General features: G+C 64.9%; 14 protein-coding genes. 11 read left to right on the top strand and 3 right to left on the bottom strand.

Annotation, left to right across the window (positions count from 1 at the left end):
• Nucleotides 1–7: 7 nt before the first annotated feature.
• Together DYZ14_RS08530 and DYZ14_RS08525 are read left to right on the top strand one after the other, a co-directional pair.
• The gene (locus tag DYZ14_RS08530; protein WP_154720274.1) at nucleotides 8–1,429 is read left to right on the top strand and encodes an FAD-binding oxidoreductase; all 1,422 of its coding nucleotides are present in this window, start codon (nucleotides 8–10) and stop codon (nucleotides 1,427–1,429) included.
• Between the two features lie 61 nt (nucleotides 1,430–1,490).
• Complete coding sequence (locus tag DYZ14_RS08525) at nucleotides 1,491–2,723, top strand: pyridoxal phosphate-dependent aminotransferase (RefSeq protein ID WP_154720273.1); 1,233 nt, start codon at nucleotides 1,491–1,493, stop codon at nucleotides 2,721–2,723.
• A gap of 71 nt (nucleotides 2,724–2,794) precedes the next feature.
• Here the strand turns inward: DYZ14_RS08525 and recQ are convergent, their stop codons facing one another.
• Together recQ and DYZ14_RS08515 are read right to left on the bottom strand one after the other, a co-directional pair.
• Nucleotides 2,795–4,654 carry a DNA helicase RecQ gene (gene recQ / locus DYZ14_RS08520; protein WP_154720272.1) on the bottom strand — a complete coding sequence of 620 codons (1,860 nt, stop codon included), beginning with the start codon at nucleotides 4,652–4,654 and terminating at the stop codon, nucleotides 2,795–2,797.
• Between the two features lie 75 nt (nucleotides 4,655–4,729).
• Nucleotides 4,730–5,680 (bottom strand): sugar-binding transcriptional regulator, encoded by a 951-nt coding sequence (locus tag DYZ14_RS08515; RefSeq protein WP_154720271.1) that lies wholly within the window; start codon nucleotides 5,678–5,680, stop codon nucleotides 4,730–4,732.
• Nucleotides 5,681–5,857: 177 nt separating this feature from the next.
• Here DYZ14_RS08515 and DYZ14_RS08510 point away from each other — a divergent pair, with 177 nt between their 5' ends.
• The 9 genes from DYZ14_RS08510 to DYZ14_RS08470 all read left to right on the top strand — a co-directional run bounded on the left by DYZ14_RS08510 (nucleotide 5,858) and on the right by DYZ14_RS08470 (nucleotide 15,151).
• Nucleotides 5,858–6,580 (top strand): HAD family hydrolase, encoded by a 723-nt coding sequence (locus DYZ14_RS08510; RefSeq protein ID WP_232365476.1) that lies wholly within the window; start codon nucleotides 5,858–5,860, stop codon nucleotides 6,578–6,580.
• A 136-nt stretch (nucleotides 6,581–6,716) separates the two neighbouring features.
• Nucleotides 6,717–8,351: an ABC transporter substrate-binding protein gene (locus tag DYZ14_RS08505; protein ID WP_154720270.1), complete on the top strand. Its 1,635-nt coding sequence runs from the start codon at nucleotides 6,717–6,719 to the stop codon at nucleotides 8,349–8,351.
• Nucleotides 8,352–8,458: 107 nt separating this feature from the next.
• Nucleotides 8,459–9,457, top strand: a complete 999-nt coding sequence (locus tag DYZ14_RS08500; protein WP_154720269.1) for an ABC transporter ATP-binding protein — start codon at nucleotides 8,459–8,461, stop codon at nucleotides 9,455–9,457.
• Nucleotides 9,458–10,444: an ABC transporter ATP-binding protein gene (locus DYZ14_RS08495; protein ID WP_154720268.1), complete on the top strand. Its 987-nt coding sequence runs from the start codon at nucleotides 9,458–9,460 to the stop codon at nucleotides 10,442–10,444.
• A 10-nt stretch (nucleotides 10,445–10,454) separates the two neighbouring features.
• Complete coding sequence (locus DYZ14_RS08490) at nucleotides 10,455–11,381, top strand: ABC transporter permease (RefSeq protein ID WP_154720267.1); 927 nt, start codon at nucleotides 10,455–10,457, stop codon at nucleotides 11,379–11,381.
• Nucleotides 11,382–11,393: 12 nt separating this feature from the next.
• A complete protein-coding gene (locus DYZ14_RS08485) occupies nucleotides 11,394–12,275 on the top strand; it encodes an ABC transporter permease (RefSeq protein ID WP_154720266.1) in 882 nt (293 codons plus the stop codon).
• Between the two features lie 35 nt (nucleotides 12,276–12,310).
• Complete coding sequence (locus DYZ14_RS08480) at nucleotides 12,311–13,057, top strand: glycerophosphodiester phosphodiesterase family protein (protein WP_154720265.1); 747 nt, start codon at nucleotides 12,311–12,313, stop codon at nucleotides 13,055–13,057.
• A 37-nt stretch (nucleotides 13,058–13,094) separates the two neighbouring features.
• Nucleotides 13,095–14,009, top strand: a complete 915-nt coding sequence (locus tag DYZ14_RS08475; protein ID WP_154720264.1) for a TIM barrel protein — start codon at nucleotides 13,095–13,097, stop codon at nucleotides 14,007–14,009.
• Nucleotides 14,010–14,155: 146 nt separating this feature from the next.
• On the top strand, nucleotides 14,156–15,151 hold the full coding sequence (locus DYZ14_RS08470; protein WP_154720263.1) for a LacI family DNA-binding transcriptional regulator: 996 nt from the start codon (nucleotides 14,156–14,158) through the stop codon (nucleotides 15,149–15,151).
• Between the two features lie 420 nt (nucleotides 15,152–15,571).
• On the opposite strand, the gene DYZ14_RS08465 is transcribed toward DYZ14_RS08470, so the two are convergent.
• On the bottom strand, nucleotides 15,572–16,837 hold the full coding sequence (locus tag DYZ14_RS08465) for an ABC transporter substrate-binding protein (protein ID WP_154720262.1): 1,266 nt from the start codon (nucleotides 16,835–16,837) through the stop codon (nucleotides 15,572–15,574).
• Nucleotides 16,838–16,846 lie beyond the last annotated feature (9 nt).

Below are 16,846 nucleotides of genomic sequence, written 5' to 3'. Positions count from 1 at the left end.
CGCGACGATGATCGACCAGACGCACATTCGGGCACTCAAGGACATCCTCGGCGACAAGGGCATCGTTCAGGACCCCGGCGCCATGGTCGCCTATCAGACGGGCGCCCGCTATGACGAAGGCCTGGCGGGTCTCGTCCTGCGGCCGGCGACGACGGAGGAAGTCTCCGCCGCCGTCGCCTATTGCGTCCGCCACGGCCTTTCGCTCATCCCGCAGTCCGGCAATACCGGTCTTGTCTCCGGTTCGACGCCGGACGCCTCGGGCGCTCAGGTGGTTCTCAGCCTCGACCGCATGACCCGCCGGTTCGATCTCGATCTCGACAACCGCTCTCTGCATGTCGACGCCGGCTTCCGGCTGTCGGAGGTCAACCAGCGGCTTGAAAGCCACGGCCTGTTCTTCCCGATCGATCTCGGCGCCGATCCGCGTCTCGGCGGCATGCTGTCGACCAATACCGGCGGTTCGCGCTTCCTCAAATACGGCGACGTGCGCCGCAACACGCTCGGCATCAAGGTCGTGCTGGCCGACGAAGAGGGCACGGTCCTCGACCTCGCCTTTGACCTGCGCAAGAACAATACCGGCGTCGACTGGAAGCAGGTCTTCATCGGCACATCCGGCGCCTTCGGCATCATCACCGAATGCGTCCTGAACATCGAAGCCCTGCCGAAGCAGGTGGCGACCGCCTATCTCGTGCCGGCGAGCGGCGCCCATGTCATGCCGTTGCTGCGCGCCATGGAGCAGAAGCTCGGCGCCTATCTCTCGGCCTTCGAGGGCATGTCAAAGAACGCGGTCGCCGCCGCGCTCGATCACGTGCCGTCGCTGCGCAATCCGTTCCAGGGCGGACAGGTTCCCGACTACGTCATCCTCTGCGAAATCTCGCGCAGCTGGGAGCCGCGCGACGGCGAACAGGGGCTCGATGCGGTGCTGGAAACCGTGCTCGCCGAGATCTGGGAGAGCGAGGCAGCGCCGCTTGCCGACGCCTTCGTCGGCCCGGCGCACGAGATGTGGTCGCTGCGCCACGCGCTCTCGGAAGGCGTCAAGCATTCCGGCAAGCTCATCGCCTTCGATCTCTCCTTCCGCCGCGGCGACATCATGGCCTTCTGCGATCGCATGAAGTGCGAAATGCCGGCTGCCTTCCCGGAGGTGACGATCTGCGACTTCGGCCATATCGGCGACGGCGGCGTGCATTTCAATCTGGTGGTCCCGAAGGGCAGCACCGCTGCCTCGGACGCCGCCTTCGAGAAACGCCTGCGCGACTGGGTGTTCGACATCGCCGTGCGCGATTTTGACGGCAGCTTCAGCGCCGAGCACGCAATCGGCCGCAAGAACCAAAGCTATTATGACCTCTACACCGGCGAGACGATCAAACAGCTGGCGGCGGGTTTGAAGGCGATCACGTCGCCGGGGCCGCTGGGAACGGTCCGGTTCGGCTGAAGCGAGAAGTCAGATACGGCTCTCGCAGCGGAGAGCCTGGAGACAAACGGAGAGGACGGTCATGAACATCAACAGCAAGCCCGAGGATGTGGTTTTCCACCCGGCCAAGCGCATCTCGTCGATCGGCGTCTCGGAAATCCTGAAGATCGGCGCCAAGGCTCAGGCGCTGAAGCGCGAAGGCCGCCCAGTGATCATTCTGGGCGCCGGCGAGCCGGATTTCGACACGCCCGACCACATCAAGGAAGCCGCCTGGAAAGCGATGCAGGCCGGCCAGACCAAATACACGGCGCTTGACGGCACGCCGGAGCTCAAAGCTGCGATCCGCGACAAGTTCAGCCGCGAAAATGGCGTCGATTACGCGCTCGACGAGATCACGGTCGCGACCGGCGCCAAGCAGATCCTGTTCAACGCGATGATGGCGACCCTCAACCCCGGCGACGAGGTGATCATCCCGACGCCCTACTGGACCTCTTATTCCGACATCGTCCAGATCGCCGAGGCCAAGCCGGTGCTGATCGCCTGCAATGCCGAGGCGGGTTTCCGCCTGCAGGCCGCCCAGCTCGAAGCCGCGATCACGCCGAAGACGCGCTGGGTCATCCTCAACTCGCCGTCCAACCCCTCGGGCGCCGGCTATCGCGCCGAGGACTACCGCCCGCTGCTCGACGTGCTCATGAAGCACCCGAAGGTCTGGCTGCTGGTCGACGACATGTACGAGCATATCGTCTATGACGGCTTCGAATTCGTCACGCCGGCCGCCCTTGAGCCGCGCCTGAAGAACCGCATCCTCACCGTCAACGGCGTTTCCAAGGCCTATGCCATGACCGGCTGGCGCATCGGCTATGCGGGCGGCCCGCGCGAACTGATCAAGGCCATGGCCGTAGTGCAGAGCCAGGCGACCTCCTGCCCCTCCTCGATCAGCCAGGCGGCGTCCGTTGCCGCACTCAACGGCCCGCAGGATCTCCTCGTTGAGCGCAAGGCGAGCTTCCAGCGCCGCCGCGATCTGGTGGTCGCCGGCCTCAATGCGATCGACGGCCTCGATTGCCGCGTGCCGGAAGGCGCCTTCTACACCTTCTCAGGCTGCGCCGGCGTGCTCGGCAAGACCACGCCGTCCGGCAAGCGCCTCGAAACCGATACGGACTTCTGCGCCTATCTGCTGGAAGACGCCAATGTCGCCGTTGTGCCGGGCTCGGCCTTCGGCTTGTCGCCCTTCTTCCGCATCTCTTATGCGAGCGCCGAATCCGAACTGAAGGAAGCGCTCACCCGCATCGCCGACGCCTGCGCCAAGCTGGTTTGAGGCCCACCAAACTCCGGTTCCGGCCGTCCTAAGGGGTGGCCGGAGCGATTTTCCAGGCGACGTTGAAGACGTCAATCGCTATGGGCGCGGATGACCTCGAGGAACGCCTCCCCGTAGCGCTCCAGCTTGGACTGCCCGACACCGGAAATATCCAGCAGTGCCTCGCGATCCATCGGCCGCTCGCGGGCGAAGGCGACGAGCGTCGTATCGGGGAACACCACATAGGGCGGCACCGATAGCTCCTTGGCGAGTGCCATGCGGCGGGCGCGCAATGCCTCGAACAGGGCCACATCGTCGCTGTGCAGCGAGGAGCGCGCCTCCGTCGATGCGGACGAAGCCCCCTTTGAGACCTTGCCCTTGGTCGGCCGATCCTTGCGGAAACGCACCTCACGCTCGCGCTTGAACACGGCGCGCGCCTCCGGCTCGAGCTTCAGCGCACCGAAGGCCGTATGGTCAACGCTGACAAGTCCGGCCGCCAGCAGTTGGCGATAGACCGATTGCCAGGTTTTGGACGGCAGATCCTTGCCCGCCCCGAACACCGGCATATCGACATGACCGAAGCGGATCGTCTTCTCGTTCTCCGTGCCGGTCAGGACGTCGACCAGATGGCCGGTGCCGAAGCGCTCGCCGGTCCGGTAGATCGCCGCCAGCGCCTTGATCGCCGCCTCCGTGCCGTCCCAGGTTTCGACCGGTTTAAGGCAGGTATCGCAATTGCCGCATCCGCCTGCATGCGCCTCGCCGAAATGCGCCAGAATCGCCTGCCGCCGGCAACCCGGCGTCTCGCAGATCGCCAGCAGCGCATTGAGCTTGGCACGCTCGACCCGCTTGACCCCGTCCTCCGAGCCGCCTTCGTCGATCATCCGGCCGCGCTGGATGACGTCGGCCATGCCATAGGCCATCCACACCTCGGACGGTAGCCCGTCTCGGCCGGCCCGGCCCGTCTCCTGGTAATAGGCCTCGACCGAGCCCGGCAGGTCGAGATGGGCGACATAGCGGACGTTCGGCTTGTCGATGCCCATACCGAAGGCGACGGTGGCGACCAGGCAGAGGTCCTCCTCCTTCAGAAAGGCGTCCTGGTTGGCGTCCCGCACAGTGCGGTCCATGCCGGCATGATAGGCAAGCGCCCGAACCCCTTGGCTGTTCAGCCATTCCGCCGTGTCCTCGACCTTGGCCCGCGACAGGCAATAGACGATGCCGCTCGATCCCTTGTGGCGCGACAGGAACCGCAGCAATTGCTGGCGCGGCTGGTCGCGCTCGACGATCTCATAGGCGATGTTCGGCCGGTCGAACGACGTGGTGAAGACCTCGGCCGAGCGCAGCGCCAGCCTGTCGATGATGTCTTCGCGCGTATGCGGATCGGCCGTTGCGGTGAGCGCGATCCGCGGCACGCCGGGATAGTCCTCGGCCAACCGACCGAGTTCGCGATATTCCGGGCGGAAGTCATGTCCCCATTGCGATACGCAGTGGGCCTCGTCGATCGCAAAGAGCGCGATTCTCGCCTCTGCGACCATCTCCCTGAAACCGGGCGTGACGATGCGCTCCGGCGTGACATAGAGCAGGTCGAGGGAACCTTCGGCGATCGCCCGGCGCACCTCGACATACTCTTCGCGCGACAGCGAGGAATTAAGCGCGGCCGCCCGCACGCCGAGTTGCTTCAAAGCCTCCACCTGGTCGCGCATCAACGCGATCAGCGGAGATACGACGATGCCGACTCCCTCGCGGCAGAGCGCCGGGATCTGGAAGCACAGGGACTTGCCGGCCCCGGTCGGGAAAAGGACGACGGCGTCGCCGCCGGACACGACCCGCTCGACCACTTCTGCCTGCCTGCCGCGAAAGGCCGGATAGCCGTAGACCTGCTTCAGCACGTCGAGCGGATTCCCCGCGCCTTGCCTGTCGAACAGGGGATCGAAACTGCTTTTGGCCTGCGGCATGGAATCGCTCTCATGAAATGCGCCGCACTATGCCATAGCTGCCGCCCGGTCGCGAGTGCCGGGAAGTAACCCTCCTCACCTGCGCGCGTCGGAAGCCCCCAGCAGCATCCTCGCGCTCTCGGAGTCGGTCACGATCGCGGTTGCCAGTCCCGCCCTCAGCGTTGCCAGCAGGATCGCTTGCTTGTGCGGGCCGCCGGAGGCCAGGATGCGGCTCGGGATGCCGCGATAGGCGTCAAGCTCGGGCGATATGACCTGGCGGTTGAGCGGGTGATCGACGGGATTGCCTTCGGCATCGAGATAGCGTCCGAGAAGATCCCCGACGGCTCCCATGGCCACAAGCTCGCCGATATCGGTTTGCGGCGGCAGACCGTAGCGCACCTGCAGCGAATGGCCCGTCACATCGCCGACGCTGAGGAAGGACACCTCGACATTCGAGCCGTCACGCAGGAATTCCCGGAAAACCGGCTGGGCCGTGATCACGGCATGCGCCTCCTCGCTTCCGGCATAGATCGGCGCCGCGAAATAATGGCATTTGGCGTTCAGCACCTTGGCGAAGCTTCTGACGATCTCGAATGTGTTGATCTCGGAACCGCGGGTCAGCCCGCCCATCAACGAGCGCACCCGCATCGCCGGCTCGTTTGCACCGGTCATCTGCCTGACCGTCTCGTGCAGCGTGGCGCCCCAGCCGACACCGATCGAACGCGGCTTGCGCACCTGGATGAGCCGGTCGAGAAACGACGCCGACGCGCGGCCGATCACCGCATGCATATGGGCCGGATCGGCCGGAGCCGGCGCGACCACCGCATCCTGAAGACCGAACCGGCTGCAGAGCCGCGCTTCCAGATCGACGTTCTCGGCAAGCGGCGAGCTGAAACTGATCCGCACGACGCCCTGCTCGAGGGCGGCTGCCAGCAACTCGTTGATCCGCCTGCGGGTGAGGTTCATCCGCTCGCCGATCTGCGCCTGGGTCAATCCCTCGACGTGATAGAGCCACGAAGCCCGCACCATCAGTTCCTGGCTTTCCAAAATCTACCTCCAGAACAAATGTCACATCGACGTAACATATGTAACATAAGACGCCGCATAGATGATCGCGGGCCCGAAGGCAATTGTTTCCGAATGCCGCGCGACCAGCAAGCCATGCGAAGGCGAGAACTGGAAACTCCTTTTGTCCCCTCCGCCGCAACAGGAACGGACTGCGCCTTGACCACGACGGAACTGCTTATCTTCGATTGCGATGGCGTGCTGATCGACAGTGAGCCGGCATCGAGCCGCGTGTTCTGCCGCGCCCTGCGAAATGCCGGGGTGGAGATCACCCTGGACGAGGTGCACCGCCGCTTCACTGGCTATTCCGAGACCGATGCGATGCGCATCTGCCGGGAAGAGTTCGGCCTGGACGACGTGGCAACGGTCTTTGCCGAAACGCGGTCCAATCTCTATGACGAGTTCGCCCGCTCGCTTTCGGCCATGCCCGGCATGCCGCAACTCGTCCGCTCCCTGCCGCATCGCAAGTGTGTCGCGTCGAACAGCACGCTGGAGCGCCTGAAGAACAGTCTTGGCCTCTTCGATCTCTGGAATGCGTTCGGCGGCCATATCTTCAGCGCCGAGATGGTCGCGCGACCGAAGCCCGCACCGGATCTCTTTCTGCTCTGTGCAAACAGTCTCGGCGTCGATCCGGCCCATTGCATCGTGGTCGATGACAGTCCCCACGGCATTGCCGGCGCGGTGGCCGCCGGAATGCGGGCGATCGGCTTCGTCGACCCGGCGGATCCGCGCGAGGACCGGCAATCCGTGTTGGTCGGCGCCGGTGCCTGCTTGGTGGCGATCGGTGCCGATGAACTTGCAGGCGCGTTCGACACGCTTCTTTCCGCATCACCTCGTCGCGTGCCCGCTCGCGAACCCGCGGCGCTCGAGGTGCCTGCCTGACCGTTGTCCGTCGCGGTCTCCGCGGCGGAAATATCACTAAAAATTCATGGGGCCATTAACAAACCGACACCGGGCTGGCGCAAGAAACCGCTTCCGCTTTCCCTGCTGTCTCTCTCTTGCGAAAAGGAGTATTCCGATGCTTCCCATCACCCGCCGTCACACGCTTGGACTGTTCGGCGCGACCGCCGGCAGCCTCATCCTGCCGCGCATGACCTTCGCCCAGGGCAAGCGCCCCTCGGTGACGATCGCCGTGCAGAAGATCACCAACAACAACACGCTCTGCGTCTGGAATGAACAGTCCAACGTCGGCGAGCGCGTCTTCTTCCCCAATCTCTGGGAGGGCCTGATCAACCGCGACTGGATGGGCAATCAGGGTCCGGTCGCAGGCCTTGCCACCGAGTGGAAGCGCATCGACGACAAGACGCTTGAGCTGAAGCTGCGCCAGGGCGTCAAGTTCCACAATGGTGACGAACTGACGGCCGATGACGTGGTCTTCTCCTTCTCCAAGGAACGCGTTTTCGGCAACACCGAACCGAAGGGCGGCAAGACGATCTTCGAAGCCGACCACAAGCCCACGACCGTCAAGGAATTGCCGGCCGCCGTTCCGGGCATCGGTCGCCGCCTCTGGCCGGCGCTCGCCGGCGTCGAAGCCGTCGACAAGTACACCGTACGCTTCCATAACGCGACACCGGACGTGACCCTTGAAGGCCGCCTCTATGCCTATGGTAGCCAGATCGCCAACCGCCGCGCCTGGGACGAAGCCGGCTCCTATGCCGACTGGGCCCGCAAGCCGGTCACCACCGGCCCTTACCAGGTCGGCGAATACAAGCCGGACGTGTCGCTGACGCTCGTCGCCTTCGACGAATACTGGGGCGGCCGTCCGCCGCTGGAAGAGATCCGCTTCGTCGAGGTTCCGGAAGTCGCCTCGCGCGTCAACGGCCTGCTGTCTGGCGAATACGACTTCGCCTGCGACCTGCCGCCGGACCAGATCGCCACGGTTCAGGCCGCCTCGGGCTTCGAGGTTCAGGGCTCGACCATCCTCAACCACCGCGTTTCGGTGTTCAACACCCAGAACGAAATCCTCGCCAACCCGCTGGTGCGTCGCGCCATGACCCATGCAATCGATCGCCAGGCGATCGTTGACGCCCTGTGGGGCGGCCAGACGGTCATTCCGGCCGGCCTTCAGTTCGATATCTTCAAGACGACCGACATGTTCATCGACGGCTGGGCCGCACCGGACTACAATCCCGAACTGGCGCGCGATCTGCTGAAGCAGGCCAATTACAAGGGCGATGCGATCCCCTATCGTCTGCTCAACAACTACTACACCAACCAGACTGCCAACGGGCAGATCATGGTCGAGATGTGGAAGCAGGTCGGCCTCAATGTCGAGATCCAGATGAAGGAAAACTGGGCGCAGATCCACGATCCGGAAGGCGTCAAGGGCGTGCGCGACTGGTCGGCCTCGGCCAACATCAACGACCCGGTCACCCCGATGGTCACCCAGTTCGGCCCCAACGGCGAGATGCAGCAGAAGAAGGACTGGACTAACGCCGAGCTGAACGAGCTTTCCGTCGTGATGGAAACCTCGACCGACCGCGCGCTGCGCAAGAAGGCCTATGCCCGCATGCTGGAGATCTGCGAGCGCGAAGACCCCGCCTACCAGGTCCTACACCAGAACGCCGTGTTCACCGGCATGAAGTCCTCGCTCAAGTGGAAGGCGGCCCCCGCCTTCGCCATGGACTTCCGCTCCAACAACTGGACGATGTGATCGTTCCAGTTCGATCCGGCGGCGCAAGGCCGCCGGATTTCCCCTTCCAGCAACCGCAGCGGCAGGCCCAGGCCCGGCCGCCACTGGCCTTGAAGAAGGTGACCGCAATGAACCCCCATCTCGTGGAACTTCGAGACCTGAAAGTCGCCTTCGACGGCGTTCCGGTCCTGCACGGCATCGATCTGACCGTCGGCCCCGGCGAGGCGCTGGGACTGGTCGGCGAATCGGGTTGTGGCAAGTCGGTCACCTGGCTCGCCGCCCTCGGCCTGCTGCCGGGCAAGGCCAGCGTCACCGGTTCGGTCAAGGTCGACGGTCGGGAAATCTGCGGCGGGTCGCGCAGCGTGCTCGAAGGCGTACGGGGCGGCCGCATCGCCATGATCTTCCAGGACCCGTCGAGTTCGCTCAACCCCGTGCTTCGCATTGGCCGGCAGATCACCGAGGCTCTGACGCTCCATCGCGGGCTGTCGGGCGAGGCCGCCAAGGCCGAGGCCCTGAGGCTGATGGACATGGTCGGCATTCCCGATGCCCGCCGGCGCTTCGATCTCTACTCGCACGAATTCTCCGGCGGCCAGTGCCAGCGGCTGATGATCGCCATGGCGCTTGCCGGACAGCCCGACCTTCTGATCGCCGACGAGCCGACCACCGCGCTCGACGCGACGATCCAGGCGCAGATCCTCGACCTTCTCATCCAGCTTCGCGCCGAGACCGGCATGGCGACCGTCTTCATCAGCCATGACCTCGGCGCCGTCTCCCAGGTCTGCGACCGTGTCTGCGTCATGTATGCCGGGCGGATCGTCGAGCAGGGCTCGATCGAACAATTGTTCTCCGAACCGCGCCATCCCTATACCCGCGGCCTGTTCGACGCGATCCCGCGCATCGACGGCCCGCGCAACCGGCTGATCCCCATTCCCGGAACCGTGCCCAACCCGAAACACCTGTCCGCCGGCTGTGCGTTTGCGCCCCGCTGCGCCCATGCCGAGGACGCCTGCGGCTGGCAGCGCCCGGCGCTGGAGCACCAGGACGACGGCCGTCGGCTGGCATGTTTCAACCCGGTCGCCACGGCCCGCTCCACACCTGCGCGGCAGATGATGCTGGAGGACGTTTAAGTGGTCGCGCCCCTCATCAAGGCCGATGGCCTCACCCGCGTCTACCAGTTGCGGCGCGGCCTGTTCGGCAAGACAACGCCCGTGCGTGCCGTCGAGGGCGTGTCGCTTGAGGTCATGCCGGGCGAGACGCTCGGCATCGTCGGCGAATCCGGTTCCGGCAAGTCGACCCTCGGTCGCATGCTGCTGGGCATCGATCCGGCACAGGCTGGAACGGTTACCTTCGAAGGTAAGCCCATGCCGGAATTCGGCACGGCGGAATGGCGGGCGCTCAGGGCCAGGGTGCAGCTCGTATACCAGGATCCGCTGGCGGCCCTCGATCGGCGCCTCACCATCGCCGCCCAGATCGGCGAGCCGCTCGACATCCACGACCTCCTGCCGAAGGAGGCACGCACCGCCCGCGTCGAGGCGCTGATGATGGATGTCGGGCTTCGGCACGACCAGGCCGACCGCTACCCGCACGAACTGTCCGGCGGCCAGCGCCAGCGTGCCGTCATCGCCCGGGCGCTCGCCTCGCGGCCTAAACTGATCGTCTGCGACGAGCCCGTTTCGGCGCTCGACGTTTCGATCCAGGCGCAGGTGGTCAACATGCTGCGCGATCTGCAGGAGGCGAACGGCATCGCCATGGTCTTCATCAGCCACGACCTGAAGGTGGTGCGCAACATCGCCGATCGCGTTGCCGTCATGTATCTCGGCCGGATCGTCGAGGAGGCCTCTTCCGACGTGATCTTCGCCTCGCCGAAGCATCCCTATACCCGGGCGCTGGTTTCCAGCGTGCCGGTTCCGGGCAAGCCGCTCACCGGGCGGACGATCCTGCAGGGCGAACCGCCGAACCCGGCCAACCGGCCGTCCGGCTGCGCCTTCCATCCGCGCTGTCCGCTGGCGGCGGACATCTGCCGCACCACCGTGCCGGCGCTGCGCACCATCGGCGCCCAACGAACCGCCGCCTGCCACCTGGTCGATGGCGCAGACGCGCCAATCGCCGCTTGAGGAGACGACCATGATCCGCTTCGTCTTCATCCGCCTGCTGCGCGCCTTCATCACCATCCTGGCCGTCGTCACCTTCGCCTTCGTCGTGCTGCGCATGTCCGGGGACCCCGCCCAGGTCATGCTCGGCCCCGACGTGCCGCAGGACGCGGTCGACGCCTTCCGCAAGGCATGGGGGCTCGACCAGCCCTTGTGGATCCAGTACCTCGCCTACCTCCAGTCGATCTTCACCGGCGATTTCGGCGTTTCGATGCGCGACAAGGCATCCGCCCTGCAACTGGTGCTGGAACGCATTCCTGCCACGCTGCAGCTGACCCTTCCGGCGCTCGTGCTGAAACTGCTGATCGGCATCCCGGCCGGGGTCTATGCCGCGCTTCACCGCCAGAGCATCATCGACCGCGGCGTGATCATGCTCTCCATCCTCGGCTTCACCATCCCGTCCTTCGTCATGGGCCTGCTGTTGGTGCTGATCTTTTCCGTGAGCCTTGGTCTCCTTCCCTCCGGCGGACAGGACACCTGGATGCACGGCCTGCTTCCGACGATCACCATGAGCATTGGCGGGATCGGCATCCTCGCCCGCTTCTCGCGCAGCGCCATGATCGAGGTGATGGGCCAGCCCTATATCCGCACCGCCTCCGCCAAGGGGCTGAAATGGCCGGATGTGGTCTGGCAACACGCGCTGCCGAATGCCGCCGTGCCGATCGTCACCATCGTCGGCTTCATGGTCGGCTCGCTGATCGCCGGCGCGGTCGTGGTGGAATCGATCTTCTCCTGGCCCGGCATCGGCCGCCTGCTGGTCGTCTCCGTCGCAAACCGCGATCTCGCTGTCGTCCAGTGCATCCTTCTGATGATCGCCGCGACCATGGTGATCTCCAATCTCATCGTCGACCTGCTCTACGGCTGGCTCGATCCGCGCCTGCGCGGCCAGCCCGCGCACTAGGAGGCTCAACTCATGTCCACGGCAGATATCGTCCACGCGCATGCCGGGAAAACCCGCAAGCCCGGTCTGATCTCGATCCTTCGCCGCAACGTCCCGCTGTCGATCGGGCTCGGCATCCTGTGGCTTGTCGCCATGGTACTCGTCGCCGTCTTCGCCGACCTGCTGCGCCCCTACGGCATCACGGCGATGGACCTCTCCAACCGCCTGGCCGCGCCCGGAAACGTAAAGCACTGGCTCGGCACGGACGAACTCGGCCGCGACGTGCTCACCCGCCTGATCCAGTCGATCCGCGTGTCGCTGGTCATCGCCTTCAGTGCCACCATCCTCTCGGCGGTGTTCGGCACGGTGCTGGGCTTTGCCGCGGCAAAATTCCGTGGCTGGGTCGAACATCTTGTGCTGGTGCTCGCCGACTTCCAGGCGGCCCTGCCCTTTCTGATCATGTCGCTGGCCGTTCTCGCCTTCTTCGGCTCGTCCATGCTTCTCATCGTCTGCCTGATGGGCTTCTATGGCTGGGAACGCTATGCGCGCATTGCCCGGGGCCTGGCGATTTCCGCCAGCGCCCAGGGCTATGCCTCGGCCGTCGTGCAACTCGGCGCGACGCCGCTTCGGGTCTATTTCCGCCACATCCTGCCGAATGTCGCCTCGACGCTGATCGTCTCGATGACGCTGACCTTCCCCGAGATCATCCTGATGGAAAGCGGCCTTTCCTTCCTTGGGCTCGGCGTGCAGCCGCCCGAAACCAGCCTCGGCAACATGGTCGGCTTCGGCCGCGAGTATCTCACGCGCGCACCGTGGGTCATGCTCGCTCCCGCTGCCGTCATCATGCTGACGACGCTGTCGATTTCGCTCGTCGGCGACTGGCTGCGCGACAAGCTCGATCCAACCGTGCGCTGACCCTTTTAACCCCCAGATCCTTCAGGACCAAACTCATGACACTGATCACCGGCCATCGCGGCGCCCGCAATCTCTGGCCCGAAAACTCGCTGCAAGGCTTCCGCAACGTGCTCGAGCTCGGCGTCGACGCCGTCGAATTCGACGTCCACCTCACCGATGCCGGCGAGCTTCTGGTCATCCATGACGCAACGCTCGATCGCACGACGGAAGGCCAAGGCCCTGTGAGGGCGCTGACGCCCGAGGCGCGCCTGGACGTCAGGCTCAAGGACAGTGACGAGACCATTCCGACGCTGTCCGAAGTGCTGTCGGTTCTGGCTGTCGCCGACGGCCTGCCGCTGCACGTCGAGATCAAGAGCGACGAAACCGGCACGCCCTATCCGGGCATCGTCGAGAAGGTCGCCGCGGAACTTGCCGCCCAGGGCCTTTCCGATCGCAGCTACCTGACCTCGTTCGACGTCTCCGTGCTCGAACAATGTCGCCGCGTCGCCCCGGACATTGACCGCCTTGTCTCGGTCAATGCCGCCTGGGCCGAAAGGCAGGGTGGCCTGAAAACCTTCATCGAACAGGTCGAAGGTCTCGTCGAGATCGTCGCCATCCATCACGAACTGATGGACGCCGAATGGGATCTGATCACCAGCCTGCTGCCGCTTCATCGCCTCTGCGTCTGGACGCTCAACGACGAGGCGCTGATCGGCAAATGGCTGGCGCGCGGCATCGGCCACCTGACCACCGACAGCCCCGACCTCGCCCTTGACCTGCGCGGCAAGATCGCCGCCGCCTGAACCCTTGGCCCCAACCACACGCAACTGGAGTGAAAACATGAGCAATATCATCGCAACCGGCTTCAACGCCGCCTCGAACAACGGCGAAATGCAAAGCCTCGGGGAAGACCTTCGGGCGCTCGCCGACATGGGCGTCGATACCGTCGAGCTGGGTGTCACCACCCTCGACCTGATCGCCGGCGGCCGCATCATCAAGGATCGCGCCGAGCGCCTCGTCGCCCTCACCAAGCAGTTCGACTTCCGCTACACGGTTCACGGCCTCGTCTCGTCCAACTTCATGGACCCGGCCACCTGCCGCTACCAGATCGACGCCGCCAAGGCATTGGTCGAGATCTGCGACCGGATCGACGCCCGCATCCTCGTCCAGCACGGCGGCTGCCTGCGCCCCGACCAGATCTTCGACCGGGCCGCCGCCGACCTGCGCGAGCGCGAAGCCCTCTTGGAACTGGCCGAATTCGCCAGGCCCTACGGCGTGCGCATCGCGCTGGAAAACATCTTCACCGTCGAGCCCGGCCAGTATCGCCAGACGCCGGCCGAGGTCGCCGAGACGGTCAAGGCCGTCAATCACGCCAATGTCGTCGCCCTCATCGATTTCAGCCACGCCTATATCGAATCGACCTATCGGGGCTTGAACTTCCGCGAACAGATCGCCGCCATGGCGCCGGTTGCCGGCCATCTGCACCTGCATGACAGCTTCGGCCGCCCCCAGGGCTTCTACAAGGGCTACCACCTGCAGGAAAACACCGCGATGGGCATCGGCGACTTGCACATGCCGCTCGGCTGGGGTGACATCGACTGGGACGACATCTTCAGCGAACTCGACTTCCTGCCCGGCACGGTCGCGATGATGGAAATCGGCGCCCGCTACCGCGCCGAACAGCCGGAAAGCCTGGAACGCGCCCGCAAGCTGATGGCGATCAATGATCGCCAGAAGTCCATCGCCGCCGAGTGATCGCCCGGCCCGACAGACAAGCATGGCCGTCGTGAAGATCGCGGCGGCCAATGGCATTTCGGGACATTCGGCAAAGCCATTGTCGCCTGCCGTAATGACAGAACCGCCTTCCTGCCGACTTTCGCAACGACATAAGCGGGCGCAAAATGTCGACACTCGAGGAAATCGCATCGCGAGCGGGTTGCTCGATGGCCACGGTCAGCCGCGTGCTCAATCGCAGCGGACCGGTCAGCGAGGGCATGGTCCGGCGCGTGCGCAAGGCGGCATCCGATCTCGGCTATCACCGGATCGAGCGCAGCCTTCCGCCGGGACGCCGCCGGCCGGTGATCGGCGTGCTCATTCCCAGCATCACCAATCCCGTCTTCGCCGCCTCGTTGTCCGGCATCCAGAACCGCATGCGGGTGTCGGGGCACGGCGTGCTGATCGCCCAATCCGACTACGACCCGTCGCGCGAGGCCGATGCCGTCGACTATCTTCTGGCGGAAAAGCCGACCGGCCTGATCCTGACGGTGTGTGACCCCTTGAAGAGCCAGTCGACCCTGCCCGCCTTCCTGCCGCCGACTGTCCTGCTCAACAACCTGCCGACGTCACGCTTTCCCGCCGCAGTGACCACCGACAACAGGCTTGCCGGGCGCGAGATCACCACGCATCTGATCGAACACGGCCATCAGCGGATCCTGTTCGTTTCGGGCCGCTTCGAAAGTTCCGACCGCGCGCGCCTGCGCTATGAAGGCTACCGAAACGCCATGGAGGTGGGCGGGCTGCCGGTCAACGAAGCCCTGCAGATCTCCTTTACCACCGGCTACGACGACCTCGACCTGGCCCAGGCGATGTCGCTTCACCGCCCGACCGCGATCATCGCCTCGAACGATCTCCTGGCGCTGGGCGTCATCAGCGCGCTGCGCCGCGAGGGACTTTCGGTTCCCGGCGACGTCTCGGTCGCGGGCTTCGACGGCATTGCCATCGGCCGGCTGGTGCATCCGCCCCTGACGACGATCGAGATGGCCGATGCCAGCATGGGCGCGACCGCCGCCTCCCTGCTGCTAGACATCGCCGAAAACTCGGCAACGCCCCGCCATCTGAGGATCGGCTACAAGCTCAATCTCGGCGGCACCGTGCGACGGATCGACCAGGGTTTTTGATCCGGGACTTCCGACGATGGGAAACGGTTGAAAGAGGCCCTATCCACCTGCTCTCCAGAATCGTGACTGGCAAGGCGATCGGCGTCCGTTTCTCTTCTCACCAACGGGGAGAAGGTGGTGCGTAGCGCCGGATGAGGGGGGCGAAGCCCCTGGCCAACACCCGGGAGCATAACATGTGTTACCGCAGACCGCTGACCAAAGCGCGCCCAACACCGACACCGGCGACAGTGGCGTAGGGGACCCCCTCAACTGCCCTTCGGGCATCTTTTCCCCGCTGGGAGAAGAGGGAATCCCGGGGACCCCACCGTCAATGCAGCCGTGGCATGGAGAAACGCCGGCATGTGCTTGTCCAGCAGCGGGACGCGCCGCTCGGCCGAGCGACGCGTCCCCAATCAGGTCGTCAGTGACGAAGCGCCGGGCTTAGCTGCGCGGCAGCAGGCCTTCGACTTCGGCGGCGGCGTCGTCGAGGGCTTCCTTCGGCTCGGCCGATTGCTCGACCACGCGCGACAGGTTCTCGACGATGGTCTGGGTGACCTTCACGCCGTTCGAGCCGGGGAAGGCATACCAGGGCTGCATCAGTGGCATCTGCTCAAGGCCGGCGCGGAACAGCGGGTTCTCCTTGTAGAAATCGCCGAGATAGTCCGGCGACTTGGCTGCAAGCTCGTTGTTCGGCACGTAGCCGGTGCCGGGAACGACGACCGAGGCGCCGAATGGGCCGGCGGCGAACTTGATGAACTTCCAGGCGGCGTCCTGCTTTTCGGCATCGCGGGTCAGCATGACGGCGGCATTGCCGCCGGTCGGCAGCTTGCCGTTGACCGGATCGATCAGCGGGATATGGCCGGTGCGCAGGTCGAACTTGTCGCCGACGTTCTTGATGGTGTTGCGCAGCGCCCCGGTGGTCTGGAAGGCAAAGCCGACCTTGCCGGCAACGAAGGCCTGCTCGCCGGCCTGCTTGGTGAACACCGGAAGGCCGCCTTCCTTGACCATGCGGTCGACCAGTTCGAAGGCCTTGACGCCTTCCGGACCGTTGAAGGCAACGCTGGTCTCGTCGTCGTTCAGCATCTTGCCGCCGGCGCCGAAGAGCAGCGCGGAGAACATCCAGTCGTCGCCCTGCCAGCGGAAGTCGATGCCTTCATTGCCGTCGCCGAGCGCCTTGATCTTGGACGACAGCGCGATCACTTCGTCCCAGGTCTTCGGCGGCTGGTCCGGATTGCCGCCGACTTTGCGAACGAGATCGGCGTTGTAGTACATGATCGGGTTGGAGGTGGCGAAGGCCAGACCGACCTGCTTGCCCTGGACCTGGGCGAGCTTCAGGATGTTGTCGGAAAAGCCCTGCTCCGCCATGTTGCCGTCCTTGGCCATGAAGGGGCCGAGGTCGACGGGGATGTCGCGCTCGTTGACCATGCGCAGGCGGTTGAGGCCGATGAAGGTGACATCCGGCATCTCGGCCGTGCCGGCCTGGCGCATGATGGTCTGGATGCCTTCCTCATAGGTCGCCGAGGGGTTGGCGAAGGTGATCTTGATGTCCGGGTTTTCTTCCATGAACTTCTTCGAGATCGTGTCCATCACGTCCTTGAAGAAGCCCGGCATCGGATAATGCACGTTGAGCGTGGTCTCGGCATGGGCAGGGAAGCTGACGGCAAGCGTCACCGCTGCCGCGGCAAGCGCCTTCTTGAGATAGGTCATCGCAGGTCT

The organism is Ciceribacter sp. T2.26MG-112.2, from assembly GCF_900492205.1.
Taxonomy (GTDB): domain Bacteria; phylum Pseudomonadota; class Alphaproteobacteria; order Rhizobiales; family Rhizobiaceae; genus Allorhizobium; species Allorhizobium naphthalenivorans_A.
Note: the sequence above shows the minus strand (reverse complement) of the source record. Positions and strands in the feature narration are given on the sequence as shown.

What these genes read in the sequence shown, in the direction of transcription:
- DYZ14_RS08530 (WP_154720274.1), top strand. Translation starts at nt 8, where the DNA reads ATGATCGACCAGACGCACATTCGGGCACTCAAGGACATCCTCGGCGAC.
- DYZ14_RS08525 (WP_154720273.1), top strand. Translation starts at nt 1,491, where the DNA reads ATGAACATCAACAGCAAGCCCGAGGATGTGGTTTTCCACCCGGCCAAG.
- recQ (WP_154720272.1), bottom strand. Translation starts at nt 4,654, where the DNA reads ATGCCGCAGGCCAAAAGCAGTTTCGATCCCCTGTTCGACAGGCAAGGC.
- DYZ14_RS08505 (WP_154720270.1), top strand. Translation starts at nt 6,717, where the DNA reads ATGCTTCCCATCACCCGCCGTCACACGCTTGGACTGTTCGGCGCGACC.
- DYZ14_RS08500 (WP_154720269.1), top strand. Translation starts at nt 8,459, where the DNA reads ATGAACCCCCATCTCGTGGAACTTCGAGACCTGAAAGTCGCCTTCGAC.
- DYZ14_RS08490 (WP_154720267.1), top strand. Translation starts at nt 10,455, where the DNA reads ATGATCCGCTTCGTCTTCATCCGCCTGCTGCGCGCCTTCATCACCATC.
- DYZ14_RS08485 (WP_154720266.1), top strand. Translation starts at nt 11,394, where the DNA reads ATGTCCACGGCAGATATCGTCCACGCGCATGCCGGGAAAACCCGCAAG.
- DYZ14_RS08480 (WP_154720265.1), top strand. Translation starts at nt 12,311, where the DNA reads ATGACACTGATCACCGGCCATCGCGGCGCCCGCAATCTCTGGCCCGAA.
- DYZ14_RS08475 (WP_154720264.1), top strand. Translation starts at nt 13,095, where the DNA reads ATGAGCAATATCATCGCAACCGGCTTCAACGCCGCCTCGAACAACGGC.
- DYZ14_RS08470 (WP_154720263.1), top strand. Translation starts at nt 14,156, where the DNA reads ATGTCGACACTCGAGGAAATCGCATCGCGAGCGGGTTGCTCGATGGCC.
- DYZ14_RS08465 (WP_154720262.1), bottom strand. Translation starts at nt 16,837, where the DNA reads ATGACCTATCTCAAGAAGGCGCTTGCCGCGGCAGCGGTGACGCTTGCC.